The 20,118-nt window shown below is 35.9% G+C and carries 16 protein-coding genes; 4 read left to right on the plus strand and 12 right to left on the minus strand.

The window, feature by feature from the left end; all coding sequences use genetic code 11:
- Positions 1–7: 7 nt before the first annotated feature.
- Together rdgB and A0F92_RS05645 are read left to right on the plus strand one after the other, a co-directional pair.
- Entirely contained in the window at positions 8–601 is a 594-nt protein-coding gene (rdgB, locus tag A0F92_RS05640) for an RdgB/HAM1 family non-canonical purine NTP pyrophosphatase (RefSeq protein WP_068242636.1), read from the plus strand.
- Positions 588–1,019, plus strand: coding sequence for an acyl-CoA thioesterase (locus A0F92_RS05645; RefSeq protein ID WP_068242639.1), 432 nt, complete (start codon positions 588–590; stop codon positions 1,017–1,019). The genes rdgB and A0F92_RS05645 overlap by 14 nt, the downstream gene beginning before the upstream one ends.
- Here A0F92_RS05645 and A0F92_RS05650 read toward each other — a convergent pair.
- The 3 genes from A0F92_RS05650 to A0F92_RS05660 form a co-directional block, all read right to left on the minus strand.
- Positions 1,016–1,753, minus strand: coding sequence for a shikimate dehydrogenase family protein (locus A0F92_RS05650; protein WP_068242835.1), 738 nt, complete (start codon positions 1,751–1,753; stop codon positions 1,016–1,018). The genes A0F92_RS05645 and A0F92_RS05650 overlap by 4 nt on opposite strands.
- A gap of 27 nt (positions 1,754–1,780) precedes the next feature.
- Positions 1,781–2,542 (minus strand): phosphosulfolactate synthase, encoded by a 762-nt coding sequence (locus tag A0F92_RS05655; RefSeq protein WP_068242642.1) that lies wholly within the window; start codon positions 2,540–2,542, stop codon positions 1,781–1,783.
- 82 nt (positions 2,543–2,624) lie between these two features.
- Positions 2,625–4,049, minus strand: a complete 1,425-nt coding sequence (locus A0F92_RS05660; protein WP_068242645.1) for a tetratricopeptide repeat protein — start codon at positions 4,047–4,049, stop codon at positions 2,625–2,627.
- 132 nt (positions 4,050–4,181) lie between these two features.
- Between A0F92_RS05660 and A0F92_RS05665 the strand changes: the two genes are divergently transcribed.
- A complete protein-coding gene (locus A0F92_RS05665) occupies positions 4,182–4,535 on the plus strand; it encodes a hypothetical protein (RefSeq protein WP_068242648.1) in 354 nt (117 codons plus the stop codon).
- Here the strand turns inward: A0F92_RS05665 and A0F92_RS05670 are convergent.
- The 4 genes from A0F92_RS05670 to A0F92_RS05685 all read right to left on the minus strand — a co-directional run bounded on the left by A0F92_RS05670 (position 4,532) and on the right by A0F92_RS05685 (position 11,403).
- Positions 4,532–5,161 (minus strand): hypothetical protein, encoded by a 630-nt coding sequence (locus A0F92_RS05670; protein WP_068242651.1) that lies wholly within the window; start codon positions 5,159–5,161, stop codon positions 4,532–4,534. The genes A0F92_RS05665 and A0F92_RS05670 overlap by 4 nt on opposite strands.
- Positions 5,162–5,405: 244 nt before the next feature.
- Complete coding sequence (yidC, locus tag A0F92_RS05675; RefSeq protein ID WP_068242654.1) at positions 5,406–7,262, minus strand: membrane protein insertase YidC; 1,857 nt, start codon at positions 7,260–7,262, stop codon at positions 5,406–5,408.
- Between the two features lie 142 nt (positions 7,263–7,404).
- Entirely contained in the window at positions 7,405–9,588 is a 2,184-nt protein-coding gene (locus A0F92_RS05680; protein WP_068242657.1) for a S9 family peptidase, read from the minus strand.
- A gap of 159 nt (positions 9,589–9,747) precedes the next feature.
- A complete protein-coding gene (locus tag A0F92_RS05685; RefSeq protein ID WP_068242660.1) occupies positions 9,748–11,403 on the minus strand; it encodes a CTP synthase in 1,656 nt (551 codons plus the stop codon).
- A 351-nt stretch (positions 11,404–11,754) separates the two neighbouring features.
- Here A0F92_RS05685 and A0F92_RS05690 point away from each other — a divergent pair, with 351 nt between their 5' ends.
- On the plus strand, positions 11,755–12,630 hold the full coding sequence (locus tag A0F92_RS05690; protein WP_068242838.1) for a dienelactone hydrolase family protein: 876 nt from the start codon (positions 11,755–11,757) through the stop codon (positions 12,628–12,630).
- A 79-nt stretch (positions 12,631–12,709) separates the two neighbouring features.
- Here the strand turns inward: A0F92_RS05690 and A0F92_RS05695 are convergent, their stop codons facing one another.
- The 5 genes from A0F92_RS05695 to purL all read right to left on the minus strand — a co-directional run bounded on the left by A0F92_RS05695 (position 12,710) and on the right by purL (position 20,064).
- Positions 12,710–14,503: a glycoside hydrolase family 13 protein gene (locus A0F92_RS05695; RefSeq protein ID WP_253810205.1), complete on the minus strand. Its 1,794-nt coding sequence runs from the start codon at positions 14,501–14,503 to the stop codon at positions 12,710–12,712.
- A gap of 117 nt (positions 14,504–14,620) precedes the next feature.
- Complete coding sequence (locus tag A0F92_RS05700; RefSeq protein ID WP_068242662.1) at positions 14,621–15,856, minus strand: BamA/TamA family outer membrane protein; 1,236 nt, start codon at positions 15,854–15,856, stop codon at positions 14,621–14,623.
- A gap of 100 nt (positions 15,857–15,956) precedes the next feature.
- Complete coding sequence (proC, locus tag A0F92_RS05705) at positions 15,957–16,763, minus strand: pyrroline-5-carboxylate reductase (protein ID WP_068242844.1); 807 nt, start codon at positions 16,761–16,763, stop codon at positions 15,957–15,959.
- A 59-nt stretch (positions 16,764–16,822) separates the two neighbouring features.
- Complete coding sequence (gene rfaD / locus A0F92_RS05710) at positions 16,823–17,854, minus strand: ADP-glyceromanno-heptose 6-epimerase (protein WP_253810207.1); 1,032 nt, start codon at positions 17,852–17,854, stop codon at positions 16,823–16,825.
- A complete protein-coding gene (gene purL / locus A0F92_RS05715; protein ID WP_068242665.1) occupies positions 17,854–20,064 on the minus strand; it encodes a phosphoribosylformylglycinamidine synthase subunit PurL in 2,211 nt (736 codons plus the stop codon). The genes rfaD and purL overlap by 1 nt, the downstream gene beginning before the upstream one ends.
- Between the last annotated feature and the right edge of the window lie 54 nt (positions 20,065–20,118).

The raw sequence follows: 20,118 nt of genomic DNA on the forward strand, positions 1-20,118 counted from the left end.
AATTTTTATGCAAACGCTCCTATTTGCCACCAACAACCAACATAAAGTTGAAGAAATACAAAACGTTCTACCGGCACATTATCATGTAATTACCTTACGCAATGCAGGTATAGATATTGAAATTGAAGAACCATACGATACATTGGAAGAAAATGCGCATAAAAAGGCCCATACCATTTTTGAGATGACCCGCAAAAACTGTTTTAGTGAAGATACCGGACTAGAAGTAGATAGCTTAGAGGGTGCTCCGGGTGTAAAAAGTGCACGATATGCAGGCATTGAAAGAGACTATAAAAAAAACAATGAAAAACTGTTGCAGGAATTGGCTAACAAAAATGATCGCACTGCCAGATTTAGAACAGTATTTTGTTTAATAATGGATAATCATGTGCATTATTTTGAAGGAATTTGTGAAGGTACCATTGCACTTGCACCTAAAGGAATTCAGGGTTTTGGATACGACCCCATATTTATTCCAAAGGGGAGTAACCATAGTTTTGCGGAGATGAATATAGCAGAAAAAAATAAATTCAGTCACCGAAAAAAGGCCATTGATAAAATGGTTGCTTTTTTAGAAAGCCTTCAACATGGAAAGAGTTAAACTGCAACTGCCGGATGTATTTCCATTTTCAACAGAAATGAAACTAAGAGTAACCGACATGAATTATGGTGGACATGTAGGTAATGACCGATTTTTGGCATTACTACAGGAAGCAAGAATGGAATACCTGCAATCACTAGGATATAGTGAACTAGATATGGAAGGTGTTGGACTAATAATGCGTGATGCAGCCATTGAATTTAAAAAGGAACTGCATTATGGCGATACCATTCAGATTGATGTAGCAACTTCCGGAATTGATGCTATGGGTTTTGATTTGTTTTATAAAATTTCTATCAAAAATGCAAACGAATGGATATTGGCAGGCACTGCTAAAACCGGCATGTTGTGTTATCATTATGCGCTGAAGAAGTTAGCGCCAATTCCTTCAAAAGCATTGGAAAAACTGAGTCATTAACCATTCCATATTTTCCAGTTTTCTTCTGCCTGAATTACCAGCATATCATACCCGTTTTGTGTAACACAGCCCCGCTCTCTGCCCTTTTGTAGAAAAAGCGTTTCAGAAGGATTATAAATTAAATCGAACAAATAATGATTTTCATTTAAAAAATGATAAGGAATGGGCGGATGCAAATGCACATCGGGAAATGTACCTAACGGGGTGGTATTGATGATAATAGAATACTCTTGCATTAAAGCCTCAGTTATTTCAGCATATTGAATACCATTTGTTACCTCAGATGGATTTCTGGAAACATATATATATGATATATTCAGTTCATCCAATACAAAAGCAACAGCAGCCGCAGCGCCACCGGTGCCCAAAATCATTGCCTTAGTGTGATGAGCTGCTTTTTTTTGAATGAAAGAATTTTTAAACCCAATTACATCTGTATTAAAACCGGTGAGGTAACCATTTTGAATACGAATACAATTGCAGGCATTCATTTTTTGTACGGCCGGACTCAATTCATGTAAAAAAGGAATAATTTGTTTTTTGTAAGGAATGGTAATTGCCAAGCCTTTCAAATTGGCAACGGTATTTATTAAATTAACAACATCTTCAATTTTTTCAATAGAATACAGAAAAAAATTTGCATCAGTGATGTGTTCTGATGCAAATTTATGATCAAAATATTTTTTTGAAAAAGAATGCGATAATGGATAACCAATTAAACCAAATATGCGCATAATGAATGTTGAATTTAATGCACTCAATTACTTGTTACGATATAAATCAAAAGTATCCCCTCTTAAGCCAATTCGCATGGCTTCTAATGGTATTACTTCATTGGGAGCAATGTTACCAAGGTTCACATTACAGCCTAATAATTGAAGAAAATACAACTGCTGTGCTTTTTGTGGCGCTTCCCATAATATTTTTTCCTCAGGTATTTGTGTCAATATTTCAGCAACTAAACCCTGCCTAACTTCTCCACTGTCTCTGTAAATACCTACATTACCGGCTTCTCTGGCTTCGGCAATTACATAAGAAGCGCCTGCTTCTAATTCTGCACGCATCAATTCAATCCATTTATATGGCGCCATAATATTGGTAGCATCTTTACTTCCAACTTCACTTAAAACGGTTCCATATTTAGTTAATTTTTCAATATATCCGCATTTTTCAGCGTGAGGAATGGTAATGGAGCCATCACTCACTTCCATATAAGTGATATTATATTCCTTACAAATAGCAATATAATCATCGATTTGATTGCGTATTAAAAAAGCTTCAAACAAAGTACCCCCAAAATAAATGGGCATGTTGTATTGATGGTATAAATTAATTTTTTCTTTTAAATTGGGCGTAACTGCAGAAGTACCAAAACCTAATTTTACAATATCAACATGCGGACCCGCGACGCTTAAAAAATTTTCAACTTCATTCATACTAAGGCCTTTATCCATTACCATGGTAATACCATGATTACGGGGCTTTTTCATTCTTTCAGGGATTTGCGTTAGATTAAAATTCATGGGGCTGTTATTAATTGGGCGCAAAATTAAAGCAATTCGGGTAAGTGAATTGCTTTAATTATTGAAAATTGAAATAGAATAGTTAAAATCTTTTCCCTTTTTTGTATCTGGCAATAATATCAATCGCCTTACTGTTTTGTAATAACGATGGGGCCAGTTCAATCAACTTTTTCAGTTGCCTGGGTGCTTTTTCCATAGCACTCTCCAAGTATAAAAGCCCCTCCTTACCTCTGTTTAGCGCAAATGAACAAGCTGCCTGATAAAATATAAACAATGGCTTTTGTTCTGTAGCTTTCATGGCCTGTAAACATTGCCCTGCAGCTTCTTCATAATAACCGGCAATGTACAGACAACGAATTAAAGCCTCCCAACCGGCTATTTTTTTGGGTTTATGTTTTACTACATAACCAAAATAAAACAAGGCTTCTTTAAAATGCTGCTGGTGCAATTTACACTCACCCATAGCCAAATTATATTCTGCCACATTGCGTTGTATGCGCAGTGCGTTTTCTAAATGTTTGATGGCATTATTCCATTGCCCTTCCTGCATATAGGTGGTGGCAATTTTAAAATGTAGCTTGCTATCATCTGTATTGAGATGAACCGCTTTTTTATAGTTGAACCGGGCTTGCCCAGTATGCCCCATTTTATGGTAACAATGCCCAATGGCTTCATAAATTACGTCTTCCGGGCGAGACAATTCCAATACTTTTTCCAGCGCTTCAATTGCTTCCTTGTATTTGCGTAAGCGTAAATATGCATCGCCCATATTTCTGTATGCATATTCAAACTTTTCATCAATCACCAATGCATATTGATAAGCATCAATGGCTTTTTCATACAACTTCAGCCCCTGAAATGCTGCTGCCAAATTAAACCAGGCAATTTCATTGTATGGATAATTATCGATAATTTTTTGGTGAATTTTGATACTTTCTTCATTCCTTCCGGTAAAATCTGTCCAAAAACAAATTTTATACAGTGCTTCTTCATTGTTTGGGTCTTCTTCCAAAATTAGCTGCAGACAATCAAATACTTTATCAAACTCTTCATAATCATCATAAACATCAGCCAACTCAAACAATAAATCAATTCTTTCCTCTCCTTCAAATAAATGAAGGGCCCTTTCCAAAAGCTCTACTGCTTTAGGTTGTTGATCTAGTGCCAGATACGCGTCTGTTTTTAGAATATATAAATTGATGTCTGTACTATCAAACAATTCCGCTTTTTCCAATAATTCAAGCGATTGGGCATACTTTCTGCGGGCAATTAACAAGTCTGCTTTCTTAATCATCAGGTGGGATGAATATGGATACAGTTCTAAGCCTGTTTCAACGGCTTTAAATGCTTCATTCAAATCATCCCTTTCGTCATAGTAATCCACAATTTTTTCAAACGCATCCTCTTCCAGAAAAGAATGGCCCCGACCTGTTTTTAAGTTTTGATACTGCTGTAGCAGCTCTCTTAATGAATCTCTGTCTTCGTCGTGGTAGGATGGCTCTCTCATAGATGTAACGTTTATCTAATGTACAGTAAAAGTTTTACAATTTTGGCATTATTTTGGAAAAGAAAATTGTTAAAAATCAATTAATAAAAAGAAAATTGTTAAAAATTGTAAAAAATGTATAATTTTGTATAAATGTTTAACAACAGATTCATATCCAAACTGGCTTTTCTAACACTATTCATTATTGTTACGAAATGTGCTGTTGCTGCTATTACATTTAGTGGCACAACAGATGAATCAAAAAACAACAGTAAGTATTCTTTAAAAAACTTAAGCCATTACAGCCATAAAACTTTCTCCCTTTCACTTATTAAGGCTGGTTTAGAATACAATGGTACACATATTCTTAAAACTCAGAATTACGCTTCGGGTGCTGAGGTAAATTCAATCATGCAATACAAAAGTGGAAATACGACTTATGTTTTCCCTTATAAATTTAAAGTGCATGTTCCCAAATTTAAAACACCTTCTCCAATAGCTAACTAATAATTGATAATTCTATACCCTTTGGTGGGCAATTCAAATTCTGAAAGTAACACAGGATCTAAACTGATTTTTGTTGCTATAAAATGTACTTTATTCTTTTTATTGTCTTCTGCTTCATACTCAAGTACAAATCCGGGTACATCTTTAAATTCATATTCAAAATCTTTTACTGATGGAACTATAGCGGTTGCATAATAAAGTGTATATACAGAACTATCTTGCAATAAAAGTTGTGCTTTTTTACAATTATATCCCAATATGGTTTTGGTATCGGGTAAAGGAACAAATTGAATGCCTGCAAACTTTTTATTGGCAGCCACCCATTGTGTTTTGGTTAATACAGTCATGTACTTGTTGTTTCCAAAACTTCTTAACACCACTACTTTGCCGGTTGACTGATCAATAATAGTAGAAATTTGATAAGATGGACTAACCACATTTACCCTACTGTTATTCCCTTTTATGTATACCGTTTTATATACCACTTCGTTTGCTGCAGAATAAGGGTTAGCAGACTGATTTACATCAATTACATTTTGAAAATAAATGGTACATTCAGCAACAGTACGTTGCTGCGAAAAAATGTAAATTGATGGAAAAAATAAAGCCACCAAAATTAGTTTCATAATTTTCAATTTAAATAAAATGTATTTGATACAGCGTTAATGAATAATGCAAAGCTAATGTACTTACAAATTACAATGATTTACTTAAAGAAGCTGTTAATTCAGCTCATAAACCAATCAAGTAAGCTGCAAGTAAAAATTGATTACAAATTTTAATAAGCCAAATTTCTTAACTTATCTCAAATTAAAAAGAGACTGTAAGGCTTATTGCAAACAGTCTCTAAAACTATCTTAACAGAACTTTTTACTGTTTTTTCTTTTGAGTTCTTTCTTTTAATTCCTGCACCTTTTTCTGCGATTCCATCATTTGTTCATACCGTTCCTGCCATTTGCTTTTTGTTTTGGCTTTCGGCGATTTGCGTTTCTGGTCAATTTTTGCTAAAATTTTATCGTGGTCAATAATCCTTTTTTGAATGATGAACTGTAATATTAAAGTAACTGTATTTGAAACGGTATAATACCATGTTAAAGCTGATGGCATGCCATTGAAGAAAAACAACATCATAAATGGAAAAATATATGGCATGTATTTTAGTGCCGGATTATCCTGTGTTGGCGTAGAGGCCATATTATAAATGGAAATAAAGAAACTGGTTAATACAGCCGTAATGGTAAACAAACTGATGTGATCACCAAAATTAAAAGGTAAACTAAAAGGTAACCGGGCTATTACATCGTAAGAGGATAAATCTTTACTCCATAAAAATGGCTGTCCACGCAATGCAATGTTAGAATTAAAAAAACTATACAATGCAAAGAATATGGGCACTTGCAGCAGCGCCGGAATACATCCTCCCAATGGATTTACACCTGCCTCCCGATACAACTTCATTTGTTCCATTGCAAATCCCTGCTGGTCTGTTCCAAATTTTTGTTTCAGTGCATCTAATTCAGGTTTTAACACCTTCATTTTTGCGCCACTTAAATAACTGCTATACGTTAAAGGAGAAGTTACCAAACGAATAAACAGTGTTAATAAAAAGATCACCCATCCATAATTGGAAATAAAACCGGCAAAGAAATTAAATACAGGCATAATAACATATAAGTTAATAGGCCTTACAAAAGCATATAAACTTCTACCCAGGTTAACAATTTGGTCCATGCCCTTGGCTTCTTTTTTTAATATGGCATATTCATTGGGACCATAATACAATTGCATGGGAATTGTTACGGATGCCTCTGCAGGTATTTTCATGTGCAGGTTAGCGGTGCTGGTAAATAAAGTTTTTGAAGAATCATCCGTTTCTCTCTTCCACTTTACTTCACCCCCGCTAAAATCGTTTTTTGCAACCCATGTTACATTAAAAAATTGTTGTACATTAGAAAACCAGCTTACCGGTTTTTCGAATTGATGGGTTTCTTTTGAAGATATATAATCAAAATTTCCACCCTCATAAAAGCATAAATTACTAGTTATCCGTTCATAGTGTGCAGAGCGTTCCATTTGCTGAGCATGATCAACCCACATAAAATTCATTTCATTGCCCGTTAACAAACGATTGGCTCCCTGCATAGTAATATTCCAATTCACCATGTAATTATTGGGCTGAATCACAAAACTGTGTACAATACTTTGTCCTCCACCATCATTTAAAGTGTATTGAATGGTTTGTGTGCCATCGGTATTTTTTATAATAGCAGATGGAGTAAAATATAAATCATTGGTGTTGGCTGAACTATTGTTGCCGGTATTGATATTATAACCTAAAGTGTCATCCTTTGAACCCAACATAACCTGTTGGCCGTTGTATGATTTGTAATTTTTTAATATTACAGATTCTATTCTTCCACCTTTATTGGAGAATACAATTTTCATAACATCGTTCTCAACTGTATCGAATGATGTTTTGCCAATGGCTGCGGTTGCAAAATTTCCTGCAGTTGATAATTTAATCAATGAATCCTGTTTCAATGAATCTTTTACAATGGCCTCCGGATTTTGGGTTTGCCGAAGCGCATTGATCCGTGCAATAGAATCCTGCACATGTTTTTGCTGTTTCAGCATTTCCTGCTGAGACTGATTATTCATCCAAAAAAACGCAACAAATAAAATTGCTAACAAACCAAAACCAATAATCGTATTCTTGTCAAAATTCATACTGAAAAAATATTGAGCGGCAAAGGTAGGGATTGACAACTTAATGCGCTTAGGCTATTCCCTAAATATTCATTGATCAGGCAATTATGACCAAAATTTACAATTTTATAATATCCATTTAAAATTGTACAATTATTGCTTTTTAGCGTGGCCCCGGAAGACAATACTGCTGCAAATAGCGGGTATACAAATGAATTAAGTGTTCTCTGGTTCCGGGCGCTTCAGAAATACTATGTGTTCTGTTGGGATAACTCATCATATCAAACTGTTTACCATATTTCACCAATTCATTTACAAGCAGTTCCATATTTTGATAATGTACATTATCATCGCCGGTACCATGAATGAGTAACAAATGCCCCTGTAAGTTTTTGGCATAAGTAATGGGTGAACCGGCAATAAAATCGGCACTGTCTTCCTGCGGCAAGCCCATATACCGTTCCTGATAAATATTATCGTACGTAAATTGACTGGCTACACCAGCCACGGCAATTCCGGTTTTATAAATATTGGGGTATTGGAACATTAAATTTTGAGTAGCCGAACCACCTCCACTCCAACCCCATACAGCAATTCTGGAAGTATCTACATAAGGTAATTTCAATATTTGTGCAGCAGCATCGGCCTGATCGCTAATGTTTAATCGGCCAATTTTTCTATAAATACATTTACGCCATTCGCGGCCTTTGGGTACCGGAGTACCTCGGTTATCAATTGAAATGTATATATATCCATCTTTTGCCATATCGCCATTATATAAAAAATTGTAAGCTATACCATATTCATCTTTTACATTTTGACCCCAGGGTTCGGTATATACATAAAATACAACCGGATATTTTTTGGTAGAATCAAAATGTTCTGGCATCACTTTCCAACCATCCATCTCAATCCCATCTTTATTTTTTATCTTAAAAAATTGAACATTGGAATTAGCAGGATTGGCCTGTGCAATAGCGGTATTCACCAAATTACCATCTAAACCCTGATGATCGGGTAATGAAATCCATTCGCGTACAAAAGGTGTATAATGGTTCGAAAAAATATGTTCAGCAAAAAGAGCTGTTGGCGAAACTGCATATTCATGAAAACCATTTTGGTTTTCGGGCGATAAACGCTCTGCCGTTCCAGTTCCATCTAATTTTGTTCTGTATAAATATTTTTGGGTTGCATTGAAAGGGGAAGCCAAAAAATAGACGTATCCATTTTTTTGATCAATTGCGCTAATACCCATTACATCATAATTACCATTTGTAATTTTTAGTTCTGATTTACCATCTTTACGAATACTGTATAAATGACGCCATCCATCTTTCTCACTGGCCCACAAAAATGCATCACCGTTATTGAGCCAATCCCATCCGCCATAAGAATAATCTTCATCCCATAGTGCCAAAATATCAATCCACGCACTATCGGTTTCATGATAAATGGTTTTAGGCTGGCCTGTTTTTATATTGCAAAGTAAAATATCAGAAACATTTTGTTTTCTGTTTAAATGTTGCAAAATCAATTCTTCATTATTGTTTGCCCATTCCATTCGAGGAACATATGATTGCAACACAGGATCTGTAGGAATCTGCATCCATTTTGTTTTAGCTGTGGCAATTTCAACCACACCAATTTTAAAAGGTGAAGGTGCCTGGCCTGCAATGGGGTATTCTACGGGTTTTATGAAAGGGTAACTTGAATCGGTATTATTAATCATTAAATAATTTCTGGTATTTTTTGTATTGATTTGCCAGTAGGCAATTTTAGTACCATCCGGGCTCCAACGAAAACCATCTCTGCAAAAAAATTCTTCTTCATAAGCCCAATCGAAAGTACCATTGATTAAGAAATAATTACCATCAGTTGTTAAGGCTTTAACAGCATTTGTATTTAAATCTTCCACATATAAATTATGCTCACAAACATAGGCCACTTTATTGCCATCGGGTGAAAATTTTGCAAACATGAGTGAAGATGCCGGCCTCCCTTTTCCTAATTTGGTTAGTTTTTTGTTTATCAGATTCAACACCCAATAATCGCCTCTGGTATCATAGCGCCAAACTTTTTTAGAATTGGTATAAATCAACAATTTATTTTCATCATTGCTAAAGAAAAAATTGCGAACAGCAAGTGGTTCAGTTGCACCTGTTGGAGTTAATTCGGCAGCGCTGATTAAAGTACTACTTTCCATGGCAGGGAATTGCGTAGCCACAATATTATTATCCTGCACTGTAAAAACTGTGTTTCCTGCTTTATTCCAATGAATGCCCTGAGGAGGCTGCGCCATTAAATTGAATAAAATAAAGAAAAGAAAAAATAAAAAAAATGTTTTCATATAAAATAAATTTATCTACCCAATTTCATCCTACTCTCTTTCACACAACAATATAATGATATTCGTTGAAAGCAAATATCATTTTAAATGTTCCTCAAAAAAAAACGAACAATATGATTTAACAAATTGCTCGTTCAGGTATTTAAAAAAATTGTATATTTATATCAATGCATCCTGTATGGCAGGAGAATTTAGCTTCAGTTGTTTTTTTGCTTCATGATATTTTTTTACCGCCTTTACAAAATGTACAAACAGTGGTGCCGGTTTCTCTACAGTACTTTTTAATTCAGGGTGGTATTGTACACCGATAAAGAAAGGATGTGCCGGTAACTCCACAATTTCTACAAGCCCTGATTCAGGATTAATTCCACTCGCAATCATACCATTCTGCTCAAAAATTTCTTTGTAAGCATTATTAAATTCATAACGGTGCCGATGTCTTTCACTAATTAAAGTTTGTTTATAAATATCAAAAGCCAAAGTATCTTCTTTAATAGCACAAGGATATGCACCCAGCCTCATGGTACCTCCTTTTGAAGTAATTTGTTTTTGATCTTCCATTAAATTAATAACCGGATTAAAGGTATTGGGTTCCATTTCTAATGAATGTGCATCTTTAACGCCCAATACGTTTCGTGCATATTCTATCACTGCCATTTGCATTCCTAAACAAATACCAAAAAATGGCAATTTATTTTCACGGGCATATTGCACGGCAAAAATTTTTCCATCAATACCGCGATTACCAAATCCTGGGGCAACCAACAGCCCATCCAGACCCTCCAATTTTTCGGCTACATTTTCTTTTGTAATATGTTCGCTATGCACATTTACAACCTGCACTTTTACTTCATTCACAGCACCGGCATGTATAAAACTTTCTAAAATGGATTTGTAAGCATCTTGTAACTCAATGTATTTACCAATAAGTCCAATCGTTACTTTCCCTTTTGGATATTTGATTTTATCTATATAAGAAATCCATTCATCTAATTTAGGTTCCTGTTTAGAAGTAATTTGCAATTTATTCATACATATCACATCTAATTCCTCACTTTGCATTAACAGTGGCACTTCATAAATAGAAGCAGCATCCATGGCTTCAATTACTGCTTCTTTTTTTACATTACAGAATAAAGCAATTTTGCGTTTTATATCATCATTCAGTGCTTCTTCCGTTCTACATACAATAATATCAGGATGTACACCTGTTTCACTGAGCATTTTAACGCTATGTTGCGTTGGTTTTGTTTTCAGTTCTTTCGCTGCTTTTAAATAGGGTATTAAAGTTAAATGAACTACCACCACATCTTCTTCAGGTAATTCCCATTGTATTTGACGTACAGTTTCAATAAAAGGCAGGCTTTCAATATCGCCCACGGTACCACCTATTTCGGTAATTACAATATCAAACTTACCATCCTTACCCAACAATAACATTCTGCGTTTTATTTCATCGGTAATATGTGGTACTACCTGTACGGTTTTTCCTAAAAAATCGCCGGCTCTTTCTTTATTAATAACGGTTTGATAAATTCTACCCGTTGTAACATTGTTGGCTTGTGAGGTATAAATATTTAAAAACCGCTCATAATGGCCTAAATCCAAATCGGTTTCTGCACCATCTTCGGTAACAAAACACTCGCCGTGTTCATAAGGGTTTAAAGTACCCGGATCTACATTGATGTATGGATCGAATTTTTGGATAGTTACGCTAAAACCACGAGCCTGCAATAGTTTTGCAAGACTGGCTGCAATAATACCCTTTCCTAAACTGCTTGTTACCCCTCCGGTAACAAATATATATTTGGCCATAAAAAATGGATGTTGTTTTAAACTTTTACCTGCACAAAAAGCGTTTCAGCAAATAACATTACATAAAAGGAATACAATTACATCCTTTCATTAACAAAAGCCGGCTTTTGTGTAACTAACAGACCTTAAGAGAATTGAAAATAGTTGAAATGATAACTCTTGGAGGTCGCACAAACCTACGGCAATTTTTTCTCTCTAAAAAATAGCTGTAGAAAAATTAAACAGTTCATTGTATTTTGTGTTAACAAGCGAAGAAAATTTAAAAAAAGAAAGTTTTATTACATTTTAAATCATACCAAACGTGCCAAAAAAAAATGAATGGGCACATTGTTTACAAACCAAAAAAACATTATGAAAAAACTTATGTTTGTTGCGAGTATCGCTTTTGTTGCCGCTGTTTTGTTAAGTGCAACATTGAAACAAAAAGAACCGGATCCGTTAACGCCGGAATGTTATATCAGTTGTTTTAATGCGGAAACCCGCCAGTTAATTGAGTTAGATGCCGCCAAACCAGATTTTGGCAAATTACATCCCAACCCAATTATATTAAAAGATTTTAAAGCATTGGGTAAAACCATTCAATTTGCTACTGCTGATGGAAAAATGGCCTCCGGCTATTTTATTAAAGCTAAAAATCCTTCCAAAAAATGGGTTTTGGTATTTCAGGAATGGTGGGGTTTAAACGATAATATTAAAAATGAAGCCGACAAGTTATATACTGAGCTTGGTGATGTAAATGTTTTGGCGCCTGACATGTACGATGGGAAAGTGGCCACTACACCCGATAGTGCCATGGTGTATATGCGCAATGCCAGTGCCGATAGATTAGATGCCATTGTAAATGGTGCCATTACCTATTCAGGAAAAGATGCAAAAATTTATACAATTGGCTGGTGTTTTGGTGGCGGGTGGAGTTTACAGGCAGCATTATTAGCCGGCAAACAAGCAGCAGGATGTGTGATGTATTATGGCCGACCTGAAAACAATATTGAGCGTTTAAAAGGTTTGAATTGTGATGTAATTGGCTTTTTCGCCAATCAGGATCAAGGTATTAATCCGGAAGTAGTTACCCAATTTGAAGAGAACATGAAGGCTGCCGGAAAAAAATTAACTGTGTACAGATACAATGCCGGACATGGTTTTGCCAACCCATCTAACCCCATTTATAATAAGGAAGCTACTGAAGATGCACATGCTAAGGCACTGGCTTTTTTAGAATCGCATTAATAGCTATTGAGGAAGAACAAAATAAAAATACCCGGCAGCTTTTGAAGTTACCGGGTATTTTCATTGAATAGATTTGTATTTATTGTAAACCAACAATTACTGCCTGATAAGGCTCCATTGAAATGGTTTTGCCGGGCAAGAAAGAATTGTAGTTATTAATAAGCGGGGTTGGTTTTACCTGCATGCCTTCCGGAATATCCCAACCAACATGGTCTTTGCTAAAATTCAATATTACCAATACCTTATCAGTACCTTCACCACGGGTATACGCATAAATTTTAGGATTATCGGGATCTAATAATTGATATTTTCCATACACTAAAACATCTTTATGTGTTTTACGAAGTAGTACCATTTTCTTAAAGTAATTCAAACATGAATTAGGATCTTTTGCTTCGTCTTCCACATTTACCGTTGTATAATCCGGATTTACTTTAAGCCAGGGAATACCAGTTGTAAAACCTGCATTGGGTGTATTACTCCATTGAAATGGAGTCCGACCATTATCTCTTGCCGATATTTTTTGTGCATTCAAAAATTCTTGCAGATTACCCCCTTTATTTTGAATTTGTTTATACATATTGAGTGTTTCAATATCTCGATAATCATCAATTTTATCGAATTTTATGTTACACATGCCCAACTCATCGCCAAAATAATAATAAGGAGTAGCCCGCATAGAAAGCAAAAATGTGGTGAGCATTTTAGAAGATGGCTCTCTAAATTCGGGACTATCATTGCCCCAACGGGTTACCATACGGGGTTGATCATGGTTTCCCAAATAGATGGTACCCCAGCCTTTAGTAGCAAAAACACTATCCCAACGGGTATATATTTGTTTAAATCCGGGAAGTTTGTATCCATCGGGTTCGGGTGTTTTAAATTTGCCGGGCACATATCCATAACTTACCCCATCAAAATTATACAGCATATTTAATTCATGCCGATCGGCATCTACAAATTTATTAGCCGTTTCTAAAGTAACACCAGCGCCTTCTGCAACCGACATATCGGTATATTTACTGAGCACCTGTGCATTCATTTCTCTTAAATATTCATGTAAATTGGGCCCACTGGCATAGTATTGTGCCCAATCGCCATTGTATTTTTCTTTTAAAATTTCAGGCGTTATTACCGGGAAACTGGTATCCTTCGATATGAATGGGATAACATCCATTCTAAACCCATCAATACCTTTATTGAACCAGAACTTCATCATATCAAATATTTCTTTCCGCACTTTTGGATTTTCCCAATTCAAATCGGGTTGGTATTGACTAAAATAATGCAGGTAATAGGAGTTGGTTGCGGCATTAAACGTCCATGCACTGCCGTTTACATCGAAAAAACCTTGGCGAAAAGGTGGTTTACCCTTTTCGGCCGGCCACCAATGGTAATAATCGTAGTAGGGATTTTTGCGACTTTTACGTGCTTCAATAAACCATTTGTTTTGATCGCTGCTATGGTTGGCCACCAAATCTAATACCAACTTAATTCCTCGTTCATGCATACCTTGTAAAAGGGTGTCGAAATCGGCCATGGTGCCAAAATCTTTCATAATGGCTTCATAATTACTAATATCATATCCATTGTCTTTATTAGGCGATTCAAATATTGGATTTAGCCAAACCACATCAATTCCTAAGCTTTTAATATAATCTAATTTAGAAATAATACCTTTTAAATCGCCTACTCCATCTCCATTACTGTCTTTAAAACTTCGTGGGTAAATCTGGTATACCACTACTTCTTTCCACCAGTCTTTTTTGGAGACCATACTATCGGTTTTAACATGCTGTTCTGTGGCAGTATTATTGCAGGCAGTTAAAAAAAATGTCATACCTACCATTGTACTAAGCATAAGATACTTCATAAGGTTACAATTAAAAAGTGAGCCAATTATTTAAAACTGCATAACAAATTGCGTTACAAAGCTTATAAAGCATGCAGCCTGTTAAAAAAAATTACATTAAAGGAATAAAGGTAGGAATTAAAACACTTCGCCAATATTTACATAAAAGCCACCAGAGCCATTTTTACCAAAACCATAATCAACACAAAGGTTGGTACCGGAATGTTTATTTAGTTTAACGCGAATGCCCAAGCCATAACCCGGCAAAAGGGTATTATATTGTTGCGAAAGATCGCCGGAAAAATTTTCGACATTTGCAAAAACAACTCCGCCAATTAATCCGTTTCGTGAAATACGATACCGATACTCACCTTCCAGATAAACCATATTTCTACCACGAAACCTTCCTTGAATATATCCTCTTCCAGTATTATACTGATCATCCCACCCCGTACTGGGCAATAATAAATAAGGAGGTGTTCCGGCAACGGTTAACCAGTTATAGCTCCATAATGCCAATGTGTTTTTGGAGTATTTATGCGGAAATGGAAGATACTTTCTTACATCAATTAAAACCGACTGAAAATTTTGATCACCATCCAAAAATCTAAAACTATTTCTTAATACAAAATTGGCATATAAGCCTTGGGATGGGTTGATTTGATTTTCGCGATTATCATACAAAAATTTTAAGACAGGGCCGGATGCGGTTTCATCGTATCCTAATTCTTTGGTTATAATTGTATTAATGCGTCTTGTGCCAGGATTAATAGCTTTAATATTCCAAAACTGATCATAATAATATCCTATACCCGCATATATATTTTTACCAACCGACCTTAAAATACTTTCATGCAATTTTAACCCAACAAAATCAATCGTGTGTCCTTTATTGGGGTCTGTTCTACCCCCTAAACCGTAAATGCTGGAGGGATAATCAATAAACCGGTTATCAGATACAATATTATATTTATCATTCTTTGTCCATATATTTAATACCAATGGCACTATAATTTGTTGATATTGTGAGTAAGTTATACTGGTAGTAATACTTGAAATTTTATCAGAGCCGGTATTAAAGTATCCAATATTAGTGCTTAATATTCCAGCAAAACCAGTTTGTAAAGTATACCCAACAGCAGGTACAATAGCTAAATTATATTTGTTCGTTGTATTTTTTTTAGCAGAATCCGAATTAGGGTGTTTTTTTTTATCAAAAAGTTTGTGGGTAACATCTACCAAATCCTTTTCCAATGAACTGTCTACACCACGATAAACTGAACGTACTGCTGCATCAGAATTAAAAGTAGTTTGGGCATTTAAAGTAATACATCCCAAAAAAAACAATAAAAAAGTAAAATATATTTTACGCAAACAGGATTAATTTTTTAATAAGACAATTCAGCCTTATAAATGTTTAAGTAAATAAATGTTAAGCCTACTTTAATAAAATAGCGTTCTTGGCAAAAAAGCATCACATATCATCTAAAATTTTTTTATAACTAGTCACGATACCTTTAATCAATGATGAGCTAAAGCCTTGATGTTCCATTTCATTTAATCCGGCAATAGTACAACCTTTAGGCGTAGTTACTTTATCAATTTCCTGCTCGGGATGTGTATTTTTTTGCAGTAATAATTCGGCAGCACCTTTCACTGTTTGTGCTGCTATTAATGATGCAACAGATGCGCTAAAACCAATTTCAATCCCTCCCTGAATATTGGCACGAATGTAACGCATGGCATAAGCGGTGCCACAAGCGCCCAATACTGTAGCTGCATCCATCAATTTTTCTTCAATAAATACTGTTTTACCCAGCTTATTAAATAATTGGGTTACAAACGCCGTTTGTTCAGCAGAAGCCTGAAAGGCACTAATACAGGTTAAACTTTGCTGAATGGCAATGGCTGTATTGGGCATAGCCCTGAAAATAGTATACTTATTGCCAACCATTTCCTGAATATTCTTAATCCAAATACCGGTTGCCACGCTAATTAACACATGTGTATTGGGTTGAAGATGTGTTTGCAATTGCTGTAACACATCTCTTATTTGAAAGGGCTTTATAGCAAATAGTATATAATTGGCAAAATGCACAGCATCGATATTGTTTGAAAACACATGCACTCCTTTATCTTTAAATGCGTTTAATGTTTCTGTATTACGTTTTGTAATACAAAGGTTTTGGGGCGCAATAAAGCCACTATTTAACAATCCTTCTGCAATAGCAGAACCCAAATTACCACCACCTATAATTGCAATTTTTGCTTGTATTTGCATATTTGTATGTTGAAATAAAAAATCAGTAGGATAAATACTTATCAATTATTTTAAGTTGCCTAATAAAATTTTTGTGGTTTAAGATAATGGCGCACATAATCATCCACACCTTTTTCTAAAGAATAAAAAGGTTGTTGATAACCAATATTTCTAAGTTTTTGCATATTGGCCTCGGTAAAATACTGGTATTTATCCCTAATATCTTCCGGCATATCAATAAACTGAATATCGGCTGTTTTATCCAATCCTGCAAAAGTAGCAACAGCTAAATCATAAAAACTACGGGCTTTTCCGGTACCTAAGTTATAAAGACCATTATGACCGGGTAACCATTTATTTTGTAACATTTGCTCCATCATCCAATCAATAACAGCTACCACATCTTTTACATAAACAAAATCGCGAAGTTGTTGGCCATCTTTATAATCGGGCCGATGGCTTTTAAATAGTTTTACAAAACCGTGTTGCGCAATTTGGTGGAAGGCATGAAAAATAACACTGGCCATTCTTCCTTTATGGTATTCATTCGGACCATATACATTAAAAAATTTCAATCCTGCCCAGTAGGGTGGCTGCGAACCTAAAGTAAATGCCTGATGCAATGCCCATTTATCAAATTCATTTTTGCTAACGCCATATGGGTTTAAGGGCTTTAACTGTGCAACAACTGAGTGGTCATCATTGTAACCAAAACTACCATCCCCATAAGTAGCAGCAGATGAAGCATAAATTAAGGGCACTTTATGTTCAGTACAGTAACTCCAAACATCTTTTGAGTATTGTACATTGAGTTTTTCATGAACAGCATAATCAAACTCAGTTGTATCGGTTCTTGCACCAATATGCAGCAATGCAGTAACGTTAGGTTGATGTGTTGCCAACCAGTCAAATAAAGAAAGTCTTTCTACAGTTGCTATAAATTTTTTATGTTCCCAATTCCGGCGCTTGGTTTCCACGCCAAAATCATCTACCAAAACAATATTTTCAATTCCGGCATCATTCAGTTGCTGCACCAAACAGGAGCCAATAAACCCGGCGGCGCCGGTTACAACAATTATATCTTGATTTTTTAATGAAATAGTGGTAGCCATTATTGAATGAGTTTTTGAATTGCAGTTTCATATAAATTTTTCCACTCGATAATAGAACCCCAGTTTTCATTGTTTACAACAATATTGCCTGAAGTAACTTTACCGATAGCGCATACAGGAACCTTAAATTCCTGCGCTAGTTGCTGTATACCCGGCCATTGAATGGCTGAACAGGTTATTACAGCTCTTCCTTGTGCTTCTCCCATCCAAAAAGCATCGGTACGGAGATGCTCAAAACCTTGGGCACTTACCTGAAAGCCGAGTGAACGGTTAAATCCTTTTTCCAACAAGGTTGTAATCAATCCGCCTTCACTAATATCGTGCGCACTTTGAATGGAATGGTTTTTAATTAACTGCAACAAAAACTGCTGCATTAACAACTCTTCCTCCAAATTGAAATAGGGAACATTCGAGAACTCGTGTTTTTTTAATTTATGCAAGTATTCAGATGAACCAATATCATTTACCTGTTTGCCAACTAAAACAATTACATCATCCGCTGATTTAAAATCTAATGTCATTCTGTTTTTAAAATCATCAATCACACCAACCATACCAATAGTAGGAGTTGGATAAACCGGACCATCAGGGTTCTGATTGTAAAAACTAACATTACCACCTGTTACAGGCGTATTAAAGGCACGGCAGGCATCGCCCATACCTTTAATGGCTTCTACAAACTGATAATACACTTCCGGATCATAAGGATTACCAAAATTCAGGCAATTGGTAACCCCCAATGGTTCGCCGCCAGAACATACAATATTTCTGGCAGCCTCTGCTACAGCAATGGCACAACCGGTATAAGGGTCTGCAAATACATATTTGCTATTACAATCAACCGTCATGGCCAACGCTTTCCCTGTGCCTTTTGCTAAAACTACAGCAGCATCGCTGGGTGCATTGGTACTGGCATTGGCAGTACCTACCATACTATCGTATTGTTCGGCCACCCATTTCTTACTTGCAATATTGGGTATTTGAATTAATTCAGTAACAACAGATTTTAAATTTGTTATATCTGAAATAGCTGCAATGTCAAAGCTTTGTATTTTATCTAAATAAGCCGGTTTTTTGTATTCCCGTGTATATTGGGGGGCTCCGCCCCCTAAAACAAGTTCTTCTGCAGGAATTACAGCTTCCAATTTTCCATGATAATAAAATTGCAATAAACCATCATTGGTTACCTCACCAATGTTACGGGCACTTAAATCCCATTTATCAAAAACGGCCAATATCTCTGCTTCTCTTCCTTTTTCTACTACCAATAACATACGTTCCTGACTTTCGCTTAAAAGTAATTCCCATGCTTTCATATTTTGTTGCCGGGTAGGTACTTTCTCTAAATCAATGCGCATACCCACTCCGCCTTTTGCACTCATTTCTGAAGTTGAGCAAATTATACCGGCTGCCCCCATATCCTGCATACCCACAACGGCTCCTGTTTCAATTACTTCTAAACAAGCTTCCAATAATTTTTTTTCCTGAAAGGGGTCACCTACCTGCACTGCCGGCAATTCTTCGGTACTATCGGCTGTGATATCTGCACTGGCAAAACTGGCACCACCAATCCCATCTTTACCGGTAGCACTACCTACAAAAAACACCGGGTTACCGATTCCTTTCGCAGTAGCACTAACCATTTTATCTGCCTTCATAATACCAACACTCATGGCATTTACCAATGGGTTGGTATGATAACAATCTTCAAAATATACTTCACCTCCAACTGTAGGAACGCCAAAACAATTACCATAATGGCCAATGCCTTTCACGACTCCTGAAAGCAAACGTTGCGTTTTTTTATCTTTTAAATTCCCAAATCGAAGGCTATTTAAGGAAGCAATAGGTCGGGCGCCCATTGTAAAAATATCGCGCTGTATTCCACCAACACCTGTTGCGGCACCTTGAAAAGGTTCAATAGCAGAGGGGTGATTGTGGCTTTCAATTTTAAATACAACGCCGAATCCATTTCCCATATCCATTAACCCTGCATTTTCTTCACCGGCAGCAACCAGCATCCTCCCTCCTTCTCTGGGCAGTGTTTTTAGCCATTTGATAGAGTTTTTATAACTGCAGTGTTCGCTCCACATAGCACTAAAGCAGCAGAGCTCTGTAAAATTGGGGATTCTTCCAAGTTTTTGTTGAATAAGCGCAAATTCATCTTCTGTTAAACGAAGTTGTTTTGCAGTAGTAACTGTTATTTCCATTGCTTAAGTTGTAAGAATAACATTGGTGTATTGTACCAACAATGTTGCAAAGGT

The organism is Hydrotalea flava, assembly GCF_001623405.1.
Taxonomy (GTDB): domain Bacteria; phylum Bacteroidota; class Bacteroidia; order Chitinophagales; family Chitinophagaceae; genus Hydrotalea; species Hydrotalea flava.